Here is a 24,335-nt window from a genome sequence, read left to right on the forward strand (position 1 = left end):
CTGGCCGCAGGGCCGCCCCGCGGCGCGGGGCGGCCCCTTGTCAGCGACGCGCGCTTACAAAAAGCCCAGCGTTTTCATCAGATCGCCAATCACCTTCTCCTGGTTTTCCAGGAAGGCGCGGAAATCGTCACCATTGTTGTGGATATTGACCCAACCGTTGCGCGCCCGGACTTCTTCCCATTCGGGCGTGTCATACATTTGCGTCAGCGCGGTCTGGAACTTGCCCAATTGCGCATCCGACACGCCCGGTGCGGCAAAGAACCCGCGCCAGTTCACAAACGTGGTGTCGATGCCCTGTTCCTTCATCGTGGGGGCATCGGCAAAGGCGTCCACACGTTCGTCCGCCGTCACGCCAAGGATGCGCACCTCGCCCTGCTGGGCCAGCGCCACCGCCTCGGAAAAGCCCGTGGACAGCGCCTTGATCTCGCCCGACAGCAGACCGGCCATCGCCGCGCCGCCCGCGTCATAGGGGATGTAGTTAAAGGCCGTCGGGTCCTCGCCCGCCGCCTGCATCGCCATCGCCGCCACAAGGTGGTCCATGCCACCGGGCACCGATCCGCCACCAATGGCAAAGCCGCTGGCATCGGCGCGATAGGCCGCCAGCAGGTCGTCCATCGACTGCAATTCACTGTCCGAATTCACGACAAGGGCCGCATAGTCACCGATGGTGCCAGCCACCAGCGTCAGGTCACGGAACGACTGCGGAAACACGCCTGTCAGCGACCGGATGACGATGGGGGTCGAATTGACCATCATCGTGTTTTCCAGCGATGCGGCGTTTTCGATCAGGTGGGCAATGGCCACCCCGCCGCCGCCACCGGACATGTTCTCGTAGCTGGCCGACCCGACAAGGCCCGCACCGGTCAGCGCCTCGCCCGTGCCGCGCGCGGTCCCGTCCCAGCCGCCACCGGCACCGCCGGGGATCAAAAAGTGTACGTCGTCCAGCACCTGATGCCCGTCCGCCTGCGCGATGCCGCCAAAGGCCAAGGTTGCTGTTGCAGCCGCGATAGCAACGCGGCGTGTCCACCCAAAGGTGTTCATATGGTAATCCTCCCAATTGACAGGCGGGCGTTTTGCGCCCGCTCGTTCCGCGACTATAGGAACGGGATCAGGGGCTGACACGCAAAAAATGTATTTGCCCGGAAACGCCCCGCCGCAGAGGTCGCCACACCACCCGCGCGCCATGGCGATCAGCACCGCCTTTGACCGGCGCGGCGCGCGCCATTTGGCTCCAGCGGGGCGCAAAAAGCCCGGACGGGGACCCACAGGCCGCGCATATCGCGCGACAGACGCCACCCCGCGGCGCTGCGCGTCCCGCCGTCAGGCCGCGCCGAACATATCCGCAAAGGCCTGCGTGCCTTTCTGCGTCACACGCACCACCCGTTGGCCGGGCACCCGCACCATCCAGCCATCTTCTTCCATCCGGCCCAGCATTGCGCGCCCCAAGGCACCGGCCAGATGACTGCGCCGTTCGCTCCAATCGAGGCAGGACCGGCACAGCGGCGCGCGTGATTGCGCCAAACCGGCCACATCTATGCCAAAGCCGCGCGCAAATTCCGCCCCGCTGCCGGTCAGCGTCACGTCCTCCGCGTCCTCGGCCAGCAATCCCCGCGCAACCATGCTGCGGAACATCTGTACGCCCATGCGCCCGGCAAGGTGGTTGTAGCACACCCGCGCCTCGCGCATCTGTGCATCCCGCGGTCCCGTACGCACCCGTTTAAGGCCGCGCCCCTCGGCCAGCCCCATCAGCGCCTCCAGCACCGCCGCCACATCTGCATCCGCCAGTTGGAAATATTTGTGCCGCCCCTCTTTGCGCGGGCGGATCAGTTCGGCCTCGGTCAGCTTGGACAAATGGCCGCTTGCCGTGGGCAGCGCCACGCCTGCCCCTTCGGCCAGTTCCGACGCGGTCAGCGCCCGCCCGTCCATCAGGGCCGTCAGGATATTGGCACGCGCCGGATCACCGATCAGCGACGCGATATGCGAGATGTCTGGACCTTCTTTCATAGTTTGATCGTAGCCGAAGCGTTCGCGCCCGTCAAAGTGCTAACCGGTGTCCAGCACGAAAGGACACACCATGCTGACTTGCATCATCCAGTACCAGATCGACCCCACCAAACGCGCGGCCTTTGCCGAATACGGACAGCGCTGGGGCACGGCAATCCCGCGATGCGGTGCCGACCTCGTGGGGTATTTCGCCCCGCATGAAGGGTCCTCCACGCTGGCCTACGGCATCTACCATATCCAAAGCCTCGCCGCCTACGAGGCCTACCGCGCCCGCTTGGCCGCAGACCCCCTCGGACGCGAGAACTACTTGTTTGCGCAATCAGAGAAATTCATTCTCAAGGAAGACCGGACATGGCTCCGGTCCGTCACAACCGGAGGCACCCCATGATCGCCGTTATTTTCGAGGTTTGGCCCAAGGACGGCCACCGCGACCCCTATTTGCGGCGCGCCGCAGCGCTCAAGGCGCATCTTGCCGACATCCCCGGCTTTATCTCCGTCGAACGGTTCGAAAGCCTCGCAGAGCCGGGCAAACTTCTGTCGCTGTCGTTCTGGGAGGACGAGGCCGCGCTGGAACATTGGCGCAAACTGCCCGAACACCGCGATGCGCAGACCGCAGGCCGCGGGGTGCATTTCGACGACTACCGCCTGCGCGTGGCAGGCGTGATCCGCGACTACGGCATGACCCAGCGCGCCGAGGCCCCCGCCGACAGCCGCGCGCTGCACGATGGCTGAGCGGCCGGGATGGGATTTGCGGCGCGTCTGCGCGTGGCCGGAACGGGCCAAAGTCTTAACACAAGGTAAAGCCGCCTCTGTAACCCCTTGATTTTTCGTGCGCGCACTGGTGTCCCACGCTGGGACACCCATGGACAACGTCCATTCTTTCCGCGAGGGTCCGCCCATGACCACCACCCCCCAAATCACCGCCGCAAGCTGGCTTATGGTGGCCACGCTGGGCCTGACATGGGGTGGCACTTTCCTCGTGACCGAACTGGCCCTCGAAGGGCTCAGCCCGTTCTGGCTGGCAGCCGGTCGGATCGTTTTTGCCGCCGTCCTGATGGTGGCGATCTGGGCCGCGATGGGCCTGCGCCTTTTCATCACAATGCCCACACGCAGGCACCTGACGGCGCTGGCCACGATCGGCGCGCTCAGCTCGGCTGTGCCGTTTATTCTGCTCGCCTGGGGCCAGCAATTCGTGACCTCCGGCTTTGCTGGCGTCTCTATGGCCTCGGTCGCCCTGATCGTGCTGCCGCTGGCCCATTTTCTTGTGCCCGGAGAGCGCCTCACATGGCGCAAAACGCTGGGGTTCCTGATCGGCTTTGCCGGGGTCTGCGTGCTGCTGGGCGGTCAGGCGTTCGAGGCGACAGGGACCACGATGGAACCCTTTGGTCGCGCCGCCTGCATCGGGGCGGCCTGCTGCTACGGCGTGTCCTCGATCCTGATGCGCCGCTTGCCCGCCATTGACCCCATCGGGCTGGCCACCATGCTGTTGCTGATCGCCGCCGCCATCGTGCTGCCCGCCGCGTGGATCGTCGAAGGCCCGCCGCCCCTGCCCGACACGCGCACCCTGATCATCCTTGCCTTTCTTGGCCTGATCCCGACGGCTGCCGCGAATTTCCTGCGGGTTCTGGTGATCCGCAGCGCAGGCCCGGTGTTTATGTCCCTGACCAATTATCAAGTGCCGGTCTGGTCCGTCGTGCTCGGCGCGCTGGTGCTGTCGGAGCCGCTGCCCGGCTCGCTCCTCTGGGCGCTGGTGCTGATCCTATCCGGCGTTGGCCTCAGCCAATACGGCGCGTTCCGCCGCCTGTTCAGCCGCTAGACCGACACGGCATCCTGCACCGCCTGCACCACGTGATCGACGCTTGCCTCAAGCACGGCGGCATCCTCGCTTTCCGCCATCACGCGGATCAGCGGCTCGGTCCCCGATTTACGGATCAAGAGCCGCCCATTGCCGTCCAACTGCCCCTCCGCCTCTGCAATCGCGGATTTGACGCTGTCCAAGTCCAGCGGGGCCTGCCCTGCGGAAAAACGGACATTCTTGAGCAATTGCGGCACCGGGTCAAAGACATGCAGCACCTCGCTCGCGCGCTTGCCGGTCTGCACCAGTTCCGCCAGAAACTGCAAACCCGCCAGCAGGCCGTCGCCGGTGGTGGCATAGTCAGTCATCACGATATGCCCCGACTGCTCTCCGCCCAGATTGAAGCCGCCCGTGCGCATCCGCTCCACCACGTATCGGTCCCCGACAGAAGTCCGTTCAAGGCTCAATCCGCGCTCCTGAAGAAACCGCTCAAGCCCGAGGTTCGACATGACCGTCGCCACCAAGGCGTCGCCCTTCAGGCGGCCTTCCTCGGCCCAGCGGGCGGCCATCAGGCCCATGAACTGATCGCCATTGCCGACATTGCCGTTCTCATCCAGCAAGATAACGCGATCCGCGTCGCCATCAAGGCAAATGCCCACATCGGCCCCATGCGCCACCACGGCTTCAGCGGCGGTCTGGGGGTGTGTCGACCCGCAGCCCTGGTTGATGTTGTGCCCGTTCGGGGCCACGCCAACCGGGATCACGGTTGCGCCCAGTTCCCACAGCGCCTCGGGTGCCACGCGGTAGGCCGCGCCGTTGGCGCAATCCACAACCACCTTGAGGCCATCAAGGCGCATGGCCCGCGGAAAAGACGATTTCACCCGCTCGATATACCGAAAACGGCCATCATCAATTCGCTTGGCCCGCCCAATCTCGCGCGATGGCACAGGGTCCACCCCGTCCGCGACAAGCCGCTCAATCTCGGCCTCTGCCGCGTCGCTGAGCTTGAAGCCATCAGGCCCAAAGAACTTGATCCCATTGTCTTCGGCCGGGTTGTGGCTGGCAGAGATCATGACGCCCAGATCGGCACGCATCGACCGCGTCAACAGACCCACGGCAGGTGTCGGCACAGGTCCCAGCAACAGCACGTTCATACCGGTGCTGGTCAATCCCGCCGTCAACGCGTTCTCAAACATGTAACCGGACAGGCGCGTGTCCTTGCCGATCACCACCCGGTGCACGCTGTCGCCATCGCGCCGAAAGTACCGCCCGACCGCTGCACCGATGCGCAGGGCCATCTCCACCGTCATCGGGGCGATATTGGCTATGCCACGTACCCCATCGGTCCCAAAGAGCTTTGTCATGTTTCGGGACTTGCCACAGACGCCCGCCAAAGCGCAATGGCCTGCGCGTGCTCGGCGACATCGTGCACGCGCAACATCTGCACCCCTTGCGCCAACGCCGCCAGCGCCACACCCACAGACCCCGGCGCCCGGTCCTGCGCACGCGGCGCATGACCCAGCGTGCCGATAAACCGCTTGCGCGACGCGCCCAGCAACACAGGCACACCCAGCCCGTGAAACAGGCTGATCCGGTTCAAGAGCGTCAGGTTGTGATCCAGCGTTTTGCCAAAGCCGATGCCGGGGTCGGCGATGATGTCTGCGCGGGCAATTCCTGCGGCCTCCAACGCGGCGATCCGTTCAAGCAGAAAATCATAAACGTCCAGCAACACGTTCTGGTAGCTGGGATTTTCCTGCATCGTTTGCGGATCACCTTGCGCGTGCATCACGCACACCGGCACATGACGCGCCGCACAAAGCGGCGCAAGTGCCGCATCAAAGGTGAAACCCGAAACGTCGTTCACAAGCCGCGCGCCCGCATCCAGCGCGGCCTCCGCCACGGCCGCCTTGCGCGTGTCGACAGAGATGGGCACCCGGGCATCCGCAGCGCACAGGGCGGCAATCACCGGGGCGGTGCGACGGATTTCTTCGCCTGCCGGAACGGGCGCGGCACCGGGCCGGGTGGATTCGCCGCCCACGTCGATGATTGTTGCACCTGCGGCGATCATATCCCCGGCATGGGTTACGGCTGCGGACACATCATCATGCCGTCCACCATCGGAAAAGCTATCGGGCGTGACATTCAGAATGCCCATGATTTCAGGCACTTCCGCCCCTGCACCAAAGCGGTTCAGGACGCTCTGATCCACGTCGCCCACTGGCAGGATCTGCGGCGCGTTCTCGCGGGACAGCACTTCGACATGTGTGAACCAGCCAAAGCCAAAGGGGACGGCGTCATCCGGTCGCGCAGGGCCTGCCTGCATCAACGGGCGAACGTAGCGCATCACATCCGAACTTGGTCGACCGGCATGTGACGCAGCGCCACCGGAGCCTCAACCGGGCCGTCATCGCCGATCACCAACATCTCACGCGCATCGAACGTGGCGGCAAACCACGACGCCAGCGCCACCGCATCCGCACCTTTGGCAGAGGGGCCATCGACGGCATCAAGGACCACCTTTGACGGAGCCCACACACAAATCTGGCCGTTGCGCATGGCCCAATCCAATTCGGTTCGCGTGTCCACCACCTTGCAGCGCCCGTCCCGTGCGGCCAGCACCCATGCGTTTTGCTCAATCGCCAGCAGGTCGATGCGGCGCTGCGCAAGCGGATGACTTGCCTGTGGCGCATCCGTGTCATCCGGACCCACGCAGAAAATCAGGGGACGGCCCATCGCCTCTAACTGGTCAATCCAGCCGTTCAGGTTGGGCGACGCAATGGCTGCGTTCGACAAGAAGACCAGTTCGGGATGCGGCGTGTCCTCTTCCAGCGTCTCTGTGGACACGAGACCGGCGGCAACACGCGCCCGCACAATCTCGACCCCCAGCGCGCCGGGACCTCGGTCCAGCTTTTCGATGCGGACAAAGACGCGCATGGCCTGCGGTTCAAGCAGGATGCGATCCGCCACGCGTTCCGCCAGAGTTTCCAGCAGGTTCAAACGCTCTTCCGCCAGTGCAAAGCTGATCGCCTCAGTCACCTTGTCGTAGCTTAGGATGCGGTCCACATCATCGTCCAGCGCATCGGCCAGCGGGCGCACCTCGACCACAATGTTGAAACAGATGCGCTGCGTGACGCCGCGTTCCGCCTGAAACGCGCCGATTTCAACCTCGACCACGTGATCACGGACCGAAATCCGGTCAAGCGGTGTGTCGGACGCCGTGGCCGCCGACCGTTCAGAGGGGTGGGAGAAGGCGAGGTGGATTTCAGAGGGCATCGGCGCAGTCCAAAGCTTGGTTCCGCGTCCTTCTACCGTCCGGACGCATCACGCAACAGGGCCAAACGCGGCCCCGCAGACGCCGATTGCGGCATTGCGCCTAGTTGTTGGATGCCGTGCGGAACGTGTGACGATAGAACCGGTGCACGCCGATCGACGCCGTGTGGGTGTAGACCCTGCTCCAGCGTGGACGCACGGCGGTGGTGTGATAATGGGTGGCCCCTTCGGTCAGTTCCGGCGCGCGGCCGTCCAGCACGGCGCGGGCAATCTTTGACACCCTGTCCCATGCGCGCGGTTCGCTGATCCGTTCGGGATAGCCATCGCAGGTATAGGTGAACTGGCACTGGTACTTGCGCCCGGTGCCCTGATTGATCACGCCGCAGACATTGCCGGGAAAGCGCGCGCTTTTGACCCGGTTCATGATGACCTCGGCCACGGCAAACTGCCCTTTGACCGTTTCACCGCGGGCTTCAAAATAAAGTGCTTCGCTCAGGCAACGCCAATGGGCATTGCCGGACGCCTTGGGCTGCGCGTCGACCCAACTGCGCGACAGTTGCACAGGGCCATCGGCTGCAACGGCGGGTTCGGTCAGCATGGATTGCAATCGGTCAAGGGGGACAGCCCGCAAGCCCCGCTCTTCTACGGCGCGCAAGGTGTCGCCTGTCGGCTTTGACGTCTCCGCCAGTGCAGTGGTCACAGAAGCCACAACCCACGCCGCAATAAAACCGGCACTCACAAAAATTCCACGCATCCCACGCCCCCAGGCAAGTACAAACCCGGCGGATTTAGTTAAAAAAAACGCGGACGTCCAGTTTTTGGGCTGCGGTGGCGCTGCATAGCCGGTTTGCACAACCGAGGGCTGCATGGCGCAGACCGCATATCCGGTGCGACACCGCGCCCGCGCTACCCGATCTTGTGGGATATGGCCAATTGTGCGGCAGCTAGCCGCGCCACGGGGACTCGGAAAGGAGAACAGGACACATAGTCGAACCCGGCCTGCCTGCAAAAGGCAATTGATTCGGGGTTGCCGCCGTGCTCGCCACAGATCGACAGGGTCAGGTCGGGCTGCGCGGCGCGCCCCCGTGCAGAGCCCAGTTGCAACAGCTCCCCCACCCCTTCGACATCCAGCGAATGAAACGGATCTTCGGCAAAGACTTCTTGGCGCACGTAATCCGACATGAACCGGCCCGCGTCGTCCCGGCTGAGCCCATAGGTCATCTGGGTCAGGTCGTTGGTGCCAAAACTGAGAAAGCTGCAATGCTGCGCGATCTCACCCGCGCGCAAGGCGGCGCGCGGCGTTTCGACCATCACGCCGAGGCGATAGTCGAATTTGACATGCTGTTCGGTGGCCACTGCCGCTGCCACGCCGTCAATGCGGCTGCGCACCAATTCGACCTCGCGTTTCGCGCTGACCAACGGGATCATGATCTCGGGCACGACCGGGTCGCTTTCTCGGCTGGCCTCGACGGTCGCCTCGAAGATCGCGCGGGCCTGCATATCGTAAATCTCGGGCACGGTGATCCCCATCCGCACACCCCGCATCCCCAGCATGGGATTGTACTCTGCCATCTCTTCGATCCGGCGGGTCACATCCGACAAGGGCAGATCAAGCGCATCCGCCAGCTCGCGCTGGCCATTGCGGTCGGTGGGCAGAAATTCGTGCAGCGGCGGGTCAAAGAGGCGGATGCAAACCGGCTTGCCCTGCATGATCCGGAACAGCTGGGTAAAGTCATCGCGCTGCATCGGCAGCAGCCGTTCCAACACCGCGCGCCGGTCGTCGCTGGTTTCGGCAAAAATCATCTCGCGCATGACCGTGAGGCGACCGGGTTCGAAAAACATGTGTTCTGTGCGGCACAGACCAATGCCCTGCGCATCGAAATTGCGCGCCGTTTGCGCATCCGCTGGCGTGTCGGCGTTGGCGCGGATGCCGATGTCCCGTTCCGCGTCCGCCCATTCCATCAGGGCGTTGAACGCATCGTCGAGCGCGGCCTCCTGCATTTCCGGTGCGCCCAGCAGGATCGTACCATTGGTGCCATCCACCGTGATCACGTCCCCGGCAGAGATCACGCGGCCATCATTCGCGATCAATTTGCCTTTGGACGGCTCAAACCGCATGTCGCTGACACCCACCACACAGGGCAACCCAATGCCTCGCCCGATCACGGCGGCGTGGCTGGTCACACCGCCCCGTTCGGTGATGACGGCGCTTGCGGCATGCATACCGCGGATGTCTTCGGGGGCGGTTTCCCTGCGCACGAGGATGCAATCCTCGCGCCGGGCAGCACTTGCCTGCGCATCAGTCGCCGTGAACACCACCCGCCCGGTGGCGGCCCCGGGGCTGGCGGCGATGCCTGATCCGATCACGTCACGCTTGGCATGTCGATCCACCTGCCGGTGCAGCAATTCGTTCAGCGCCCGCGGTTCGACCCGCATCAGCGCCTCTTGCGTGGGGATGATACCGTCGCGGGCCAGTTCGACCGCGATGCGCACCGTCGCGCGGGAGGACCGTGCCACACGCACCCCGTCCAGAATGTGTAACTGGCCGTTTTCAATGGTGAATTCCACCTGCATCTCTTCGCGCAGCTTTTGCCGCATCTGGCGGGCGTGCGCGACGAGTTGCGCAAATGCGTCCGGCACATGTTCCTCAAGCGAGGGGCCGCGCGGATCGCGGGTGATGTACAGGCTGGCAGCGTCACCCGACAGCGCATCGCGCCCTTGGCTTTGCCGCAAATAACGACCTGTTATCTGAGGCTTACCGGTCTTGGATGACACAAGCTGCAACACACCGGACCCGCTTTCGCCGTGCCCCATGCCAAAGGCCATCTGCTGGATCACAAGGCCCAGACCCGCGTCCGCCGGGGCGCCCTTGGCCTGCCGCAACAGACGGGCAGAGGTGCCCTCCCATGCGCGGGCCATGGACTTGAGCACACCGGTCAGTTGCGCGGCACGGGTGGTGGGAAAGGGTGTTTCGGTTTCGCTTTCGTAGGCTTCAAGCGCACGATGCAGCGCGTCGGTGCCCTCGCCTTCGATGTCGTCGAACATGTCCGGATCAAGCCGGTCTACATGGATCGCGTAGCTTTGCACAAAGCGGGAGAAAAGCGCAGTGGCGGCATCGACGCCCAACGTGCCGCACAACGTCTCGAACCGCTGGTCATTCATCCCGATATTGAGCACGGCAGACGGCCCACCCCAGTCCGGGTCCTCGGACGAGGGGCGCACGCACAGCAGCGCTTCGGGCGGGAATTGGGTCAGGATGGCGTCGATATCGGGAAAATGCCCTTTGGCGATATCGAGCACGGCATCAAAGGACAGGGCCACAGTCGTAGGCACCGGCAGGTCAAGCCGCGCCAGACGTTGCAGACACTTTGCCCGGCCGCCATGGGTCTTGGCGGTGATAGGCGCGGTGGGCGTCACCAAAGTCGTGTTGGGATTATTCTGCACTGCGGCATCCCTCCTGTTCGGAGCGCAGCATAGACAGTCGGGTTGACCTTACAAGGGGTTACGGCACCGCAGGACGCGGGTGATTTTGCGCGTCGTGAGGCCATGCAGGCAAGCGGTGCACGGCGCGTTGCAAAGGTCAGAGGGGGGCCAGCCCCCCGGCTGCGCCTCCCCCCGTGGTATTTTTGGTCAGAAGAAACTCAGCCTTCGACTTTGGTCAGATCCGCGACCGACAGGCACAGCGTGCGAATGCGGCTGAGCAGGTTGAGCCGGTTGCGCCGGATGGTCTGGTTGTCCGTGTTGATCTGAACGGCGTCAAAGAAGGCGTCGATGGGTGTGCGTAGAGTGGCCATGGCGTGCATGGCGGACGCAAAGTCCTGTGCGTCCATTGCGGGCGCAATTTTGGCTTCGGCTGTGTCGAGGGCGGCGAAGAGCGCGCGTTCCTCTTCCGTTTCGGCGAATTTTGCGTCGGCCCCGTAGGAGTATTCGACGCCGTCCGCTTCTTCGGCTTGGGTGAGGATGTTGTTGGCGCGTTTGAAGCCCTGGATGAGGTTTTCGCCGTCGTCGGTTTTGAGCGTGTCGCTGAGCGCGGTGGCGCGATTGACGAGGAGGGCGAGGTCGTCGTTTTGGGGCATGGCGATGCAGGCGTCGATGATGTCGTGGCGGATACTTTGGTCGCGGAGGTAGACTTTTAGGCGATCGTGGAAGAAGGCGAGGAGGTCAATCGCTCCAACCTCGCTTTCTTTAAGTGTGGCGCCTGTTACGTACTCATCATAGCGTTGTTGGAATGCAGAATTCCTAAACTGACGGGCCAGTTCCAAATCCACTTGCTCAACCAGCTTTGAGATTTCATCCGCTGAGCTTTTTTTGCGTACAAACTCGTTCTGGACTTTGGTCTGTGCCAAACGCATGAAAATCCACTGCCCAAGTGGAATGCGCACATCGTTCTCCAACACCAACCGAATAACCCCCAAAGCCGCACGCCTTAGAGCAAAGGGGTCTTTCGACCCCGTCGGCTTCTCGTCAATTGCCCAGAACCCTGTCAGCGTGTCCAGCTTGTCCGCCAGCGCCACGGCCACGGACACAGACGCGGTGGGCACGTCGTCGGACGGACCAAGGGGCGAATAATGTTCTTCGCAGGCCTCGGGCACGCCGTCGTCGTGGCCTGCGGCCCGAGCGTAGTATTTGCCCATGGTCCCCTGCAATTCGGGGAATTCGTAGACCATCTCGGAGGCGAGGTCGGCCTTGCAGACGCGGGCAGCTTCGGCGGCGAGGTCGGGTTTGGCGCCGACAACGGAGGCCAGTTCGCGCGCCAATGCTTCGATGCGGGCGACACGCTCGGCCTGGCTACCCAGCTTGTTGTGGAACGTGACATCGGCCAGCAGTTTGGCCATGCCTTCGAGCCCCACTTCGCGCACGGTGCGCAGATCGTTTTCCCAGAAGAATTTGGCATCCGCCAGCCGCGCGCTCAGCACCTTTTCGTTGCCTGCGAGAATCGTGGCGCCGTTATCAGCCGTCTCACGGTTGGCCACAGTGATGAACCGCTCAATCCGGCCCGTCTTGGGGTTGCGGACAGAGAAGAACTTTTGGTGTTCTTTCATCGAGGTTTGCAGCACCTCCGGCGGCAGCTCAAGAAAGTCGTCGCCAATGCGGCCCATCAGGACCACGGGCCATTCGACAAGGCCCGCAACTTCCGAGAGCAGCCCCTTGTCCTCGACCACCTCCAGACCGCTGGCAAAAGCCATGTTGGTGGCATCGTGCCAGATGGCTTGCGCCCGTTCGGCAGCATCCAGCACCACATGGGCGCGTTTCAGCTTGGCCACATAGTCGTCAAACCCCGTCACGGCAAAGCGGCCCGGTGCCATGAACCGATGCCCTTCGGTCGTGTCGCCCGACACGATGCCGTCCACGTCAAGCGGTACCACATTATGCCCCGCCTCATCGGTCAGGATGCACAGGATTGACTGCAGCGGGCGCACCCATTTCAGGCTGCCTGTGCCCCAGCGCATCGACTTGGGCCACGGGAATTGCCTGATGGTCGCCTCCAGCACTTCGGCAATGATGTGGGACGCAGGGCGGCCCGGTTTTTCGATCACCGCAAAGAGCACGCTACCTTTGGGCGTTTCGCGTTCCTCGACCTGATCGCGGGTCAGGCCCGCGCCGCGCAAGAACCCCTCGATCGCCTTTTCGGGGGCATCCGCCTTGGGCCCTTTGCGTTCCTCGCGGGTGGTGGGGCTTTGGTCCAGCAGGCCATCGACCGTCAGGGTCAGACGGCGGGGCGTCGTAAACGCAGCCGCCGATGCATAGGTCAGCCCGGCCTCGACCAGCCCGTTTGTGACCAGCTTTTTCAGATCCTCGCCCGCGCGTGTTTGCATCCGCGCCGGGATTTCCTCGGAGAAGAGTTCGATCAGGAGATCAGGCATTATTCAGTGTCCCGTCTGGGGCATTCCTCGCCCACAATGGTGCCGTCATAGGCTTTGTCGCCGCAGTCATTCAGTTCGTGCCAGACATAGCCGCGCCCGTCATCGGTGATGGCAACCACGCGGTCGACGCCGAAATGGATGTTCTTCTGGGCGAGAAACGTCAGCGCTGTGCCTGCCGCAATCTCGGCACCGATTGCTTCGGCGTCGAAACAGTCAAACCAGGTCGGCGCATTGCGTGGGCTGAGCGCGTCGAGGCCAACATAGGTCTCCGTCAGCAGGGCAAGGCTCAGGTCCGTGCGGAAACAGGCGCGGTAGCGGATGGGCGAGCTGTCGGCGTCGATGGCCTGAAAATCGCGATAGGGGATCGGCTCGGGCGCGTCCGAGACCACGGAGACAAGCTGGACGTCCGGCCCGTCACTGTCGGGCACCTCGGTGTAAAAGCCGTAGATCTGGAGATAATAAAGGGCCGCGCCCGCGATGATGGAGCTAAGCAAAAGGACAATCCCAATTATTTTTCCGTTCATCCTGCATCCTCTCCCAGACACAAGACATTGCCGTCAGGGTCGGTGACTTCGACCTCGCGCATCCCGTATTCGGTGACCGTGGGGCCTTTGATCGCCGTACCGGTGGCGCGAATGGCGGCGACCGTGGCTGCGAAGTTCTCAGGATACAGGTAGACCCGCCAGCTGTCATAGGCCGCCTCGGGCCCATTCCACGCCATCAGGAAAATCTGTGCCTGCCCGGCGCGCAGGATGCCAAATCCGGTGACAGGTTCGCCCGCCTCTTCGCGCACCTCAAAGCCCAGAACGTCCACGTAGAACGCCCGCGCCCGTGCATAATCCGACACGCGCAGCACCGGGGTGGCATTGGTGTAGCTCACGCTGCATCCTCGGGGCGCCAGCCGCCCGCGCGGGTCATCACAAAGGCGTCGGCGCATTGCTTGGCCAGCGCGCGCACGCGGCCGATATAGGCCTGCCGTTCGGTCACGGAAATCACGCCGCGCGCGTCCAGCAGGTTGAATATGTGCGAGGCCTTGATGCACTGATCATAGGCGGGGTGCGCCATGACGATGCGCTTGCCCGTTTTGGGGTCGTCGTGGGCCTGTGACAGGATCTTTTCGCACTCGGCCTCAGCCTCTTCGAACTGGCGCAGCAACACGTCGGTATTGGCCACGTCGAAATTCCAGCGGGCGTATTCCTCTTCGGTTTGCTTGAAGATGTCGCCATAGGTCAACGGGATCGGTGTCTGCGGATCGTTGAAGGGCATGTCCATGACGTGGTCGATGCCAAGGATATACATGGCAAGTCGTTCGAGCCCATATGTCAGCTCACCCGACACCGGATGGCAGTCATGCCCGCCCACCTGCTGGAAATAGGTGAACTGCGACACTTCCATGCCGTCGCACCAAACCTCCCAACCGAGACCCCAAGCGCCCAAAGTCGGGCTTTCCCAATCATCCTCGACAAAGCGGATGTCGTGCAGGGCCATGTCGACGCCGATGGCTTCGAGCGATCCAAGATACAGTTCTTGCAGGTCGGGCGGCGATGGTTTGATCAGCACCTGATACTGGTAGTAATGCTGGAGCCGGTTCGGGTTCTCGCCATAGCGTCCGTCTGTCGGGCGACGCGACGGCTGCACATAGGCCGCAGCCCAAGGCTGCGCGCCCAGCGAGCGTAGCGTGGTGGCGGGGTGAAACGTGCCTGCGCCCACCTCCATGTCGTAGGGTTGCAACACCGCACAGCCTTTGGACGCCCAATAGGTCTGCAAGCGCAGAATAATCTCTTGGAACGACCGGGGGGCTTGGGACGTGGTGGACATGAAACGGGCCTTTGCGGGCTTGGGAATGCGCGTCTTTCCTACGGCGGTGCCCCGGGATGGTCAATTGCGCGCGAGGCGAATGCTGGTTCGGGTTTTCCACCATTTCCAAGCCTGTGCATTCCGGTTTATCGTGCGCCCAGAAATCAGAGCCTCAGGGCCGATCAAGGGGATGTACGGGTGATGTGGAAACGGGTGGTTGCCCTGTGGGTGGTGCTGTGTGGCGTGACAGGGGCCGTTTGGGCGCAGGATGATGCGGTCTGGGTTCAGGTCGAGGCGCAACCAAACCTTGCCGACGCCACCGACCGCGCCCGCGTCTTTGCCGCTGATCTGCCAGACGTAAACGGCTTTGCCCTTGGGGGTGGCTGGTACGGAATTGCGCTGGGTCCCTATGCCCGCCCGGACGCTGAACAGGTGCTGCGCGTCTACCGTGCCGAAGGCGTGATCCCCCGTGACAGCTTTATCGCGCTATCGTCGAGTTTCCGTCAGCAGTTCTGGCCCATCGGGGCGAATGTGCTGGATCGGGGCGTGATCGACGCGCCCGCTGCCGTGACATCAGAATCGACCCCGGCCCCACCCCTTGCCCCGGCAGAACCTGAACCCGTGGTGCAGGCCCCGCCGCCGCCGGATGAAACACCCGCCGAAGCACAGCGCAGCGAACGCGCGCTGTCCCGCGAGGACCGCGAGGCGTTGCAGGTGGCGCTGCAATGGGCGGGCACCTATCCCGGTGCCATTGACGGTGCATTCGGGCGCGGCACGCGCAACGCCATGGCGGCGTGGCAAGAACAAAAGGGATTTGAGGTCACGGGCATCCTGACCACCCAGCAACGGGTCGTATTGCTCAAGGATTATAACGCGGTGCTGGACGATCTGGGTCTTGCCGTGGTGCGCGACGACAGCGCGGGGATCGAGATCGCCCTGCCGACGGCGGTGGTCGCGTTCGAGAAATACGAATACCCCTTTGCCCATTACAGCGCGTCGGGTGATCTCGAAGCCACGGTGCTGCTCATCAGTCAGGCGGGCGACCAGACCACACTCTTTGGCCTCTACGACATCATGCAGACGTTGGACATTGTGCCGCTGGACGGCCCGCGCGACCGCGGCACCCGGTCGTTTACCATCAAGGGCGAGGATGAGACCCGCGTGTCCGAGACGCGCGTGCAGCTGGATGGTGGCGAGATCAAGGGTTTCACCCTTGTCTGGCCTGCGGGTGACGAGGCACGGCGCACGCGGCTGATCGATGAGATGGCCAAAAGCCTCGTGCGGTTTGACGGAACAATCTCGCCCGAGGCGGGCGCAGAAGAGCAGTCGATTGACCTCTTGGCCGGGCTTGCCGTGCGCAAGCCACGCCTGTCGCGGTCCGGGTTTTTCGTGGACAGCCGCGGCACCGTGATGACCACATCGCAGGCCGTACAAAGCTGTGCGCGCATCACCATCGACGGTGAGACAGACGCCGCCGTGCTGGCACAGGATGACGCGCGTGGCGTGGCCGTGTTGCGCCCCGAAAACGGGCTGGCACCTTTGGCCGTTGCGCGGTTCAGCGCATCGCCCCCCCGACTGGCCTCCGAAGTGGCGGCGTCGGGTTACAGTTTTGAGGGGGTGCTGGGCGCGCCGTCGATGACCTTTGGCACGTTGAGTGACCTGCGCGGGTTGCAGGGTGAGCCCGATCTGGCGCGGCTGGCGCTGAACGTCCTGCCGGGCGATGCAGGCGGGCCGGTTCTGGATGCGGGCGGTGGCGTGCTGGGGATGCTGTTGCCTGCGCCCGAGACCGGACGCGCCCTGCCCGAAGGCGTCAGCTTTGCGCTTGACCGCGAGGCGTTGCAGGACGTGCTGGCGCAAGCGGGTATGGCCGCGGCCAACACCGACAGCGGCACCGCCATTGACCCCATCGACCTGACCGCCGCCGCAACCGGTATGACAGTGCTGGTCAGCTGCTGGGACTGACGGGTCGCTAAAACTGTCGACAGGTGATCATGGGCCGTTAAGGCCGTTTTAACGGCGGTGCGGGCATTGCTGCTGGTGAGGCGTGGGGGCGCTGACCAGTCATCAGTGAACGGAGTGTCGTCATGTTGAAATTCTTGCTCAAATCCTTGGCCCTTGGGGCCGCCTTTGTCATGCCCGTGGCCGCCGCCGCCAGTGTCGCGACGCCGCCTGCATCCTTTCAGGGGCAGTGGTGGACGCACCCGGCGGGTTGCGAATACAGCCGTGCGGGCCGCCCCGGCGAAACCGTGTGGTTTCTGATCGTCAATACCGCCAAACCCGGTTGCCCGACCTACATCGCCACAAAAACGTGGGGCGACGTCTACAAAGCTCAGGGTCCCAAGATGTGACCGACGACAGGACCGGGGGTTCTACCCCCGGACCCCCGTGGTATTTCTAGTCAGAAGAAGCTGTGATGTCCGGTGTGACATGGATCAGTGTTGGCCCGTCTGCTTCAAATGCGGCGCGGACAGCCTCCTGCATGTGCGACAGTGATTTTGGCGCTGCGGCATAGGCGCCGAATGCCTCCGCCAGTTTGCAGAAATCCGGATTGCGCGCGACAACGGCGTTGGGCGCAATCTGGGCCCGCACCATGCTGTCTTCGATTTCCTTGAGCTTGCCGTTGTCCCACAGGATGATGGGCAGGGGCAGGCCCAGTTCGACCGCGACGCCCAGTTCAGCCATGGTGTAGTGAAAGCCGTAGTCGCCGATGATGGCCATGGTGGGCTGTCCCTTGCGGGCAACAGCCCCGCCGATGGCGGCGGGTGTGGCGTATCCCAGGGTGCCGAAACCGGTGGGGTGGTGCCACCCGCCAGGCGCATGGTTTTCCTGCCAGACCTCAAGGGCCGCATAGGCAAGCTGTGTCATGTCAGAGTAGACGACTGTGTTTTCTGACACAGCCTCCTGCAAGGCGTCGATCACGGGCAATAGGCTCGGTCGCTCTGCGTCGATCTGGGCTCGCCACCGTTTTCGTGCTTTTGTGACCTCGCGGCGGGTCCAATCGGTTTCAACCACCCTCTCTTGCGCGACAGCACCCAATCGGTCTTCCACACACTCGAGGAACGCATCGGACCTGCACCACAAAAAGGCGGTCGCATCGGCTGCCCGTCGCGCCGGATCAAGGCTAATTTGGATGCAATCGCCCTGTATGCCGGTTTTTTCACGCCAAATCTCTGTCTCTGGCAGATGTGTTCCCAACAGAACAACCAGATCTGCACGACCGAGAACGTCGGCGCTCTCGGGGCGGCCAAGGCAAGTTCCAAAATTCAACGCGGATTTCCCTGCCATCCCGCGACCACTGAATGTTTCGATACAAGCCGCTTTGAGCCGAGAGAACAGCCTCTGCCTCCCCAGTTGTAGAAAGCCCGCCTCCGCGCCGAGAACAAAAAGTGGTCGCTTTGCCTGCAAAACGGCATCGCCCCAGCTGAAACCAAGACGCCCGGAAGGCACGGAGGGCCAAAGGCCGCGCGCAGGTGGCGGCGCGACCGATGTCTGTAACAGCGATATCGGGATCTGAATGTGTTTGGGGGCTGATCTGTACGCGCTGAATTCCGCAAACGCGCGATCGATCAGGGCATAGGCCGCCTCCGCCGTACGCGCCTCCTCCGACCAGTCGCAGACCGTTTCAGCGGCAGCACGCTGATCCTTCATCTGGTGCAACTGTCCCTTGGTCGCCGCAGTTTCATCAAGGCACGACGAAATCACCAGCATCGGCACGCTGTCGCTATACGCCTGTCCCATCGGCGTCATGATGTTGGTCAATCCCGGTCCAGTGATGACGTAGGCCACGCCCGGCTTGCCGGTTGCCCGCGCATAGCCGTCCGCCATGAACCCCGCGCCCTGTTCGTGGCGGGCCAGCACATGGGTGATCCCCGCCTCTTCGATCCCGCGATACATTTCCTGATTGTGTACGCCGGGAATGCCGAAAATGACGTCAACCCCCCGATCCTTCAGCATGTGAGAGATTTGCGCGCCAAGCGGACGGGTTTGCGACATTCAGGCCCTCCAGAAGCCAACAGTGAAAATGACATAGACGGCCATCAGTTCGAGCCGCCCGATTAGCATGGCCGCACTCAGCAACCACTTGGCCGTGTCATTGAGCCCCGCAAAATTGCCCGCCGGGCCAATCTGATCCCCAAGGCCCGGTCCGATATTGGCCAACGCGGTTGCCGCACCGGAAATCGACGTGACAAAATCGAGTCCGGTCATGGCCAGCCCAACCGACAGGACGCCCAAAGTCACCACGAAGAACATAAAAAACGACATGACCGAGTTCAGCACGTCCTCACCCACCGGTCGGCCCGCGTAGCGCGGGGTAAAGATGCCATGGGGGCTGCGGGTCTTTTGCAACTGGGCGCGGATGGAAGCAAAAAGAAGCTGATACCGAAAAATCTTGATCGAACAAGCGGTTGAGCCCGCACAGCCCCCGATCAACCCGGTAAAGAACAGAACGGCCACAGCAAACCCACCCCACTGCATGTAATCGGCATTGGCGTAGCCTGTGCCTGTCATCAGCGACACGGTGTTGAACAGAGCGGTGCGAAAGGCAGGCTCGGTCACGTTTTCGGTGCGGATGACATTGGACAACGCGATCAATGTGACAACGGCAAGCGCGGTCAGGAGAAAGACATGGATTTGCGTGTCATGCAGCAGGGGCCGGGCCGTCCCCGCGCTAAGCTGGACAAAGCGGACAAAGGGCAACGCCGCAAGGATCATGAACACGCAGGCCACGTAGGACGCAGCAGGGCCGAAGGCGGCAAAAGACGCGTCGTAATTGGCAAACCCGCCGGTGGCGATCGTGGTCATCGCATGGACGGTCGCGTCAAATGCGTTCATGCCTGCCCCGATATAGCCCAATGCACAAATCAGGGTGAGCGCGAGGTAGATGACCGAGATGCGGCTGGCAATCTCGGTTGCGCGCGGCAGAATTTTACCAAAAGTGTCAAAGGCTTCGGTGCGGAATATCTGCATCCCACCCACCCGCAATTCGGGCAAGAACACCATCGCGACAACGATGATACCGATGCCGCCCAGCCATTGCAGAATGCCGCGCCACAGCAAAAGCCCTTTGGGCAACTCTTCGAGCCCCGACAGCACGGTAGATCCCGTGGTGGTCAGGCCCGACATCGCCTCAAAGAACGCATCGACATAGCGCGCCTCCGTCGCGCCAAACCAGAAGGGCAGCGCGCCGAACACGGGCAGCGCCAGCCAGACCCCGGTGGTCAGCAAAAAGGTTTGCTGGATACTCAGACCTTCGCGCACGCTGTTGGCACAGCTCAGCGACAGGACACCGCCGATCAGCAGTGTGATCATCGCGCTTTCGGCAAAGACGAACCAGTGGCCGCGCCCTTCGGCGAGGTCCACGAGCATCGGCAGAAGCATGGCCGCGCCCAACACGGCGACCAGCAGGCCAATCACATATCCAACAGGGCGCAAGTCCATTGTCGCTCAGCGTTGGAGGCAGTGATAGCCGGTGTCAAGCAAGCCCCGGCGATCCACGCCGGGGCCGTGCCGATTTAGCAGTACATCAGGTCGCGGAACACGTAAGACGCGATGTCCTGACGACGCAGGCCCATTTCGGCCAGTTCGGCGTCGGATTTGGCGTTCAGCGCATCAATCCGGCGCATCCGCACTTCGGCGGCAGCGGACAACGTCATGGCCTCACCGACCATGGAAAAGAAGTTTTTGATCGACGCCCAGACGGATGTGGGCTGATTTGTGGCAGCATAGGCCATGGAACACCTCGCAATGTGTGCGGTTAAAGCTGTTCCTCCCTTGTGCGTCTTACATGCGCCCGAGGGTGCCGAATGACAAATGCCAATGCTGCATAGCGGCGTTGCACCGCATTAATGACCGGAAAACAAAAGAAAAAGGCGCGCAGAATATGCGCGCCTTTGTCATAAGACAGGGGATGGTTCAGCCGACGTGGAACAGCGTCGCGAACATGCGCGGGTCGATACTGTCGTTGGCAAAAGTGTCGCCTTCGGTCAGCACGGACACCGCGTCGTGACTGTGCAGGCTTTCCTGATGGCTGGCCACGACACGGAAATCGCCGATGCGCACGTCTGCCAGCAGCTGTTCACAGAACAGCCGCGCAGCGTCCTCGACAAAGATCGGGTTGGCCGCGTTCAGTTCGGCAAAGGCCTGTTCGTCCTCGCGCTTGACCATGACTTGCGTCTCGGTGGGCACCGCACGGCGGCACGCTTCAATCAGGTCCTCGAACCAGACGGTATCCGTATCCTCATCCACCACCACGCTGATACGCGCGACAGAGCGCTGCGAATGCGGCGTGGCCAGTTGTCCACGGGTCGCACGAGCATGTTCGCTCAGCTCCAGCGAGCAGGGGCATGTGGACGAATAGACATAATCCAGATGGACGATCCGCTTGCGCACGCCCGCCTGCTCAACCAGTTCCAGCGCGATGTCGTAATACTGGTAGCCCGACAGGCCCGACCGCAGGCTTTCCACCTTCATCGGGAAGGAAAAGCGCATCTGGATGCGGGCGTCAAAGCTCTCGAGATCGGCTTTGTAGTCGTCCAGCGCCGCCTCGATCACGCCAAAGGAAAACGTGCGCTCGGCATGTTTGTAGAACGAGCGCATGATGCGGGACATATTGATGCCCTTCTTGTCCGCCTCAAGGCTCACCGTACCGGTCACGGATGTTTCCAGTGTCAGCGGACCATTGTCGCGCGTCGCCACTTGCAATGGCAGACGGAAATTCGAGATGCCCACATGCTGGATTTGCTGGTTTGCACCCCGGATCAGGCTGCTGGGACCATTCTGCAAATCCGGCAGCGTGTCCTTGTATGCCGCGTCCGCCGCGAAATCCTCGGGATAGTCGCGGGCAAAAGACGGGTAATCCGCCGCCTTGCCGGGCACGAGGCGCGCCACAGACGGGTCAAGTTCAATGATTTCGGTCGTCGAGGCCTGTTTGGCCCAACGGCGGAGCAGGTCCAGCGCTGCTTCTGCCTCATCACGTTCGGGTATTGCGGTCAGTGTGGGCGTATGAATGTTCATAAAGTAGCCCCCCTTTCATTTTGCGTGTGGGTCAAAGATATGTCCCCGCCCACACTTTTCCAATCACACTTACAATTACGTGTGCTGGTGAAACATGGATGACAAAAACCTCCAGAAAGATGCCGCCGCAATGCTGCGGCTGCATCGTGCACTATATTGCTTTTATTGCGCTTTTTCCAGCGCCTGCATAACGTCTTCAATCAAATCGCCAGCATCTTCAAGGCCTACGGACATGCGTACGAGGCCGGGCGTGATGCCCAGTGCATCCTTCTGATCCTGCGGCAAACGCTGGTGGGTGGTGGTCGCCGGGTGGGTCAGAATCGATTTGGCATCGCCAAGGTTGTTGGAAATCACGGGGATGGTCAGCGCGTTGAGGAATTTGAACGCCGCCGTCTGCCCGCCGCTGAGGTCCAGCGACAGCACCGTGCCCCCCGATCCGCCCATTTGCGCCTGTACCAGCGCGTGCTGGGCATGGCTGGGGTGGCCCGGATAGAGCACCCGCGCCAGAGCCGCGTGCCCCTGAAGCGCATCAGCCAATGCACGGGCGGAACCCGCCTGCGCACGCACCCGCAGATCGAGTGTCTCAAGCCCCTTGAGCAGGACCCAAGCCGTGAACGGCGACATGGAACCGCCGGTGTGCTTCATGTAGGGCTCAACCGTTTTGCGGATGAACTCTTGGGTGCCGAGGATAACGCCGCCCAAGGTGCGCCCCTGCCCGTCCATATGCTTGGTCGCGGAATAGATGACCACGTCAGCGCCTTGGGCAAAGGCGTCGGAATAGACCGGCGTGGCAAAGACGTTGTCGACCAGCACCGTCGCGCCCACCGCGTGCGCCAGTTCCGAGACGGCAGTAATGTCCACCACCTCCAGCGTCGGGTTCGAGATCGATTCAAAGAACACAGCCCGCGTGCCCGGCGAGATCGCCGCGCGCCACTGGTCCAGATCCGTGCCGTCGACGAATTCCACCTGGACCCCGTAGCGGGTCAGGATGTCTTCGAGCACGTAGAGGCACGAACCAAACAGCGCCCGCGCCGACACAACCCTGTCGCCTGCCTTGAGCATGGACATCAGCGCACCGGACACTGCCGCCATGCCGGACGCGGTGGCAAAGCCGTCTTCGGCCCCTTCGAGTGCGGCAATGCGGTCCTCGAACATCGCCACGGTCGGATTGCCGTAGCGGGCATAGATAAACTCGTCCTCGCCCGCCGCCTCGAACCGCTGCGCTGCGGCCTCGGCGCTGTCATAGACGAACCCTTGGGTCAAAAAGATCGCTTCGCTCACCTCACCGTACTGGCTGCGGCGCACGCCACCATGCACGGCACGGGTGCGGGGATGCCAATCATCGCTCATCATCAACTCCATCGCGGGCCTGAAATGCGGGGTCAGGCCACAAAAAACCCCCAGACGCGGTCAAGCGAAAGGGGGGCTTTCATCCTGACCTTTTAGCGGTGTTTTCCGACCCGTCCTGCCGCTGGCAGAGACGTCGGGGTGGCCCGCAATCCGGTTACAAATCGCCACATCTCAGGGGGTACGCCGCGCCGTGTGGCACGTCAACACCGTCACGGTGCTGTAACTCAAATTTCATGTCCCCGTCATAGGGCTGGTTCATAGCGGCACCACAAAATGTGGTAGGAGGTGCTGAGATGCCGATCCTGAGACTGAATGCGCGCCCTACGGGGCTGTCTCTTCACGGCTCGCCTGCCCCGGCCCTGCCCGCCTTGCGCCGCGCCGCTGCGGGCACCGGGCCGGTGATGATCCTGATCCACGGGTTCAAATATGATCCTGACGATGCGGTCTGTTCGCCGCACGTGACAATCTTTGGCCATGGCGCACATCCGCGCCGCGCAAACGGCGCGTGGCTGCGCCCATTGGGATTTGGCGAAAAGACCAGCGCCGAAGGCTTGGCAATCGCCTTTGGCTGGCGCGCGCGCGGCGATTTGGGGCGGGCCAGCCAATCGGCCCGCGTCGCAGGCCAACATCTGGTGCAGGTGATCCGCGCGCTGCGGAGCGCGAACCCAGAGCGCCCCATTCACGCCATCACACATTCGATGGGCAGTGAAGTGATCTTTGAAGCCCTGCATGGCCTCGCAGCCGGAGACGTGGACCGCATCGTGACCCTGACGGGTGCGACCTATGCCAGCCGCGCCGCAGCAGCCTTGCAGACACCAGCGGGCCGGGCGGCAGACTTGTTCAACATCACCAGCCGCGAAAACGATGTGTTTGATTTCCTCTACGAACGCCTGACCACCCCACCCGTCCCCGGAGACGGCGCGATGGGTGCAGGCGTGGACTTGCCCAACGTCGTCAATATCCAGCTTGATTGCCCGCGCACGCTGCACATATTGCAGCGCTTTGGCGGCCATATCGCCCTGCCCCGGCGGCGCATGTGCCACTGGTCAAGCTATACACGCCCCGGTGCCCTGCAATTCTACGCCCGTGCTTTGCGCGAACCCGGCACCGTGCCGCTGACGGGGTTGCGTGCGAACCTGCCCCCGGTGCTCGCTCCGCGCTGGTCACGCATGTTTGCGCCCCCCCGCCTGTCCCTGTCCTTGCCCGTTGTTCAGAAAGCGGCATCATAGCCTTTCCCAATG

General features: G+C 62.8%; 22 protein-coding genes. 6 read left to right on the plus strand and 16 right to left on the minus strand.

The genetic code is table 11. The features are described 5' to 3' along the window. Positions 1–54: 54 nt before the first annotated feature. Both Q1A85_RS15575 and Q1A85_RS15580 read right to left on the minus strand, forming a co-directional pair. Positions 55–1,041 carry a tripartite tricarboxylate transporter substrate-binding protein gene (locus Q1A85_RS15575; protein ID WP_299691303.1) on the minus strand — a complete coding sequence of 329 codons (987 nt, stop codon included), beginning with the start codon at positions 1,039–1,041 and terminating at the stop codon, positions 55–57. Between the two features lie 279 nt (positions 1,042–1,320). Then, positions 1,321–2,004 carry a winged helix-turn-helix domain-containing protein gene (locus Q1A85_RS15580; RefSeq protein ID WP_299691306.1) on the minus strand — a complete coding sequence of 228 codons (684 nt, stop codon included), beginning with the start codon at positions 2,002–2,004 and terminating at the stop codon, positions 1,321–1,323. A gap of 70 nt (positions 2,005–2,074) precedes the next feature. On the opposite strand from Q1A85_RS15580, the gene Q1A85_RS15585 reads away from it, so the two are divergent. From Q1A85_RS15585 to Q1A85_RS15595, 3 genes are all read left to right on the plus strand, one after another. After that, the gene (locus tag Q1A85_RS15585) at positions 2,075–2,392 is read left to right on the plus strand and encodes an NIPSNAP family protein (RefSeq protein ID WP_299691309.1); all 318 of its coding nucleotides are present in this window, start codon (positions 2,075–2,077) and stop codon (positions 2,390–2,392) included. Further along, positions 2,389–2,736, plus strand: coding sequence for an antibiotic biosynthesis monooxygenase (locus Q1A85_RS15590; protein WP_299691312.1), 348 nt, complete (start codon positions 2,389–2,391; stop codon positions 2,734–2,736). Before Q1A85_RS15585 ends, Q1A85_RS15590 begins: the two co-directional genes overlap by 4 nt. A gap of 166 nt (positions 2,737–2,902) precedes the next feature. Beyond that, the gene (locus tag Q1A85_RS15595; RefSeq protein WP_299691315.1) at positions 2,903–3,820 is read left to right on the plus strand and encodes a DMT family transporter; all 918 of its coding nucleotides are present in this window, start codon (positions 2,903–2,905) and stop codon (positions 3,818–3,820) included. On the opposite strand, the gene glmM is transcribed toward Q1A85_RS15595, so the two are convergent. From glmM to Q1A85_RS15640, 9 genes are all read right to left on the minus strand, one after another. Continuing rightward, positions 3,817–5,163, minus strand: a complete 1,347-nt coding sequence (gene glmM, locus Q1A85_RS15600; protein ID WP_299691318.1) for a phosphoglucosamine mutase — start codon at positions 5,161–5,163, stop codon at positions 3,817–3,819. The two genes, Q1A85_RS15595 and glmM, sit on opposite strands and share 4 nt — an antisense overlap. Beyond that, positions 5,160–6,143, minus strand: coding sequence for a dihydropteroate synthase (gene folP / locus Q1A85_RS15605; RefSeq protein ID WP_299691321.1), 984 nt, complete (start codon positions 6,141–6,143; stop codon positions 5,160–5,162). Before folP ends, glmM begins: the two co-directional genes overlap by 4 nt. After that, positions 6,143–7,072 carry a dihydroneopterin aldolase gene (locus tag Q1A85_RS15610; protein ID WP_299691324.1) on the minus strand — a complete coding sequence of 310 codons (930 nt, stop codon included), beginning with the start codon at positions 7,070–7,072 and terminating at the stop codon, positions 6,143–6,145. Before Q1A85_RS15610 ends, folP begins: the two co-directional genes overlap by 1 nt. Before the next feature lie 100 nt (positions 7,073–7,172). Continuing rightward, complete coding sequence (locus Q1A85_RS15615) at positions 7,173–7,823, minus strand: cell wall hydrolase (RefSeq protein WP_299691327.1); 651 nt, start codon at positions 7,821–7,823, stop codon at positions 7,173–7,175. A 152-nt stretch (positions 7,824–7,975) separates the two neighbouring features. After that, a complete protein-coding gene (locus tag Q1A85_RS15620) occupies positions 7,976–10,513 on the minus strand; it encodes a putative PEP-binding protein (RefSeq protein WP_299691330.1) in 2,538 nt (845 codons plus the stop codon). A 197-nt stretch (positions 10,514–10,710) separates the two neighbouring features. Further along, positions 10,711–12,933 (minus strand): glycine--tRNA ligase subunit beta, encoded by a 2,223-nt coding sequence (glyS, locus tag Q1A85_RS15625; protein WP_299691333.1) that lies wholly within the window; start codon positions 12,931–12,933, stop codon positions 10,711–10,713. After that, positions 12,933–13,457 (minus strand): DUF6446 family protein, encoded by a 525-nt coding sequence (locus Q1A85_RS15630; protein ID WP_299691336.1) that lies wholly within the window; start codon positions 13,455–13,457, stop codon positions 12,933–12,935. The genes glyS and Q1A85_RS15630 overlap by 1 nt, the downstream gene beginning before the upstream one ends. Next, the gene (locus tag Q1A85_RS15635; RefSeq protein WP_299691339.1) at positions 13,454–13,813 is read right to left on the minus strand and encodes a glyoxalase superfamily protein; all 360 of its coding nucleotides are present in this window, start codon (positions 13,811–13,813) and stop codon (positions 13,454–13,456) included. The genes Q1A85_RS15630 and Q1A85_RS15635 overlap by 4 nt, the downstream gene beginning before the upstream one ends. Beyond that, positions 13,810–14,751, minus strand: a complete 942-nt coding sequence (locus Q1A85_RS15640) for a glycine--tRNA ligase subunit alpha (RefSeq protein ID WP_299691342.1) — start codon at positions 14,749–14,751, stop codon at positions 13,810–13,812. Before Q1A85_RS15640 ends, Q1A85_RS15635 begins: the two co-directional genes overlap by 4 nt. Before the next feature lie 180 nt (positions 14,752–14,931). On the opposite strand from Q1A85_RS15640, the gene Q1A85_RS15645 reads away from it, so the two are divergent. Continuing rightward, positions 14,932–16,692 carry a serine protease gene (locus Q1A85_RS15645; protein ID WP_299691474.1) on the plus strand — a complete coding sequence of 587 codons (1,761 nt, stop codon included), beginning with the start codon at positions 14,932–14,934 and terminating at the stop codon, positions 16,690–16,692. Between the two features lie 122 nt (positions 16,693–16,814). Then, positions 16,815–17,078 (plus strand): hypothetical protein, encoded by a 264-nt coding sequence (locus Q1A85_RS15650; protein ID WP_299691345.1) that lies wholly within the window; start codon positions 16,815–16,817, stop codon positions 17,076–17,078. Positions 17,079–17,124: 46 nt separating this feature from the next. On the opposite strand, the gene Q1A85_RS15655 is transcribed toward Q1A85_RS15650, so the two are convergent. From Q1A85_RS15655 to metZ, 5 genes are all read right to left on the minus strand, one after another. Further along, entirely contained in the window at positions 17,125–18,723 is a 1,599-nt protein-coding gene (locus Q1A85_RS15655) for a thiamine pyrophosphate-binding protein (RefSeq protein ID WP_299691348.1), read from the minus strand. Next, entirely contained in the window at positions 18,724–20,169 is a 1,446-nt protein-coding gene (locus Q1A85_RS15660; RefSeq protein ID WP_299691351.1) for a TrkH family potassium uptake protein, read from the minus strand. It abuts the gene before it with no gap. A gap of 74 nt (positions 20,170–20,243) precedes the next feature. Continuing rightward, a complete protein-coding gene (locus Q1A85_RS15665) occupies positions 20,244–20,462 on the minus strand; it encodes a hypothetical protein (RefSeq protein ID WP_299691354.1) in 219 nt (72 codons plus the stop codon). 181 nt (positions 20,463–20,643) lie between these two features. Then, positions 20,644–21,744: a GTP cyclohydrolase FolE2 gene (gene folE2, locus Q1A85_RS15670; protein WP_299691357.1), complete on the minus strand. Its 1,101-nt coding sequence runs from the start codon at positions 21,742–21,744 to the stop codon at positions 20,644–20,646. Between the two features lie 162 nt (positions 21,745–21,906). Then, positions 21,907–23,094 (minus strand): O-succinylhomoserine sulfhydrylase, encoded by a 1,188-nt coding sequence (gene metZ / locus Q1A85_RS15675; RefSeq protein WP_299691362.1) that lies wholly within the window; start codon positions 23,092–23,094, stop codon positions 21,907–21,909. Between the two features lie 293 nt (positions 23,095–23,387). Between metZ and Q1A85_RS15680 the strand changes: the two genes are divergently transcribed. Further along, positions 23,388–24,323, plus strand: coding sequence for an alpha/beta hydrolase (locus tag Q1A85_RS15680; protein ID WP_299691365.1), 936 nt, complete (start codon positions 23,388–23,390; stop codon positions 24,321–24,323). Positions 24,324–24,335 lie beyond the last annotated feature (12 nt).

The organism is uncultured Tateyamaria sp. (genome assembly GCF_947503385.1).
Classification (GTDB): Bacteria; Pseudomonadota; Alphaproteobacteria; order Rhodobacterales; family Rhodobacteraceae; genus Tateyamaria.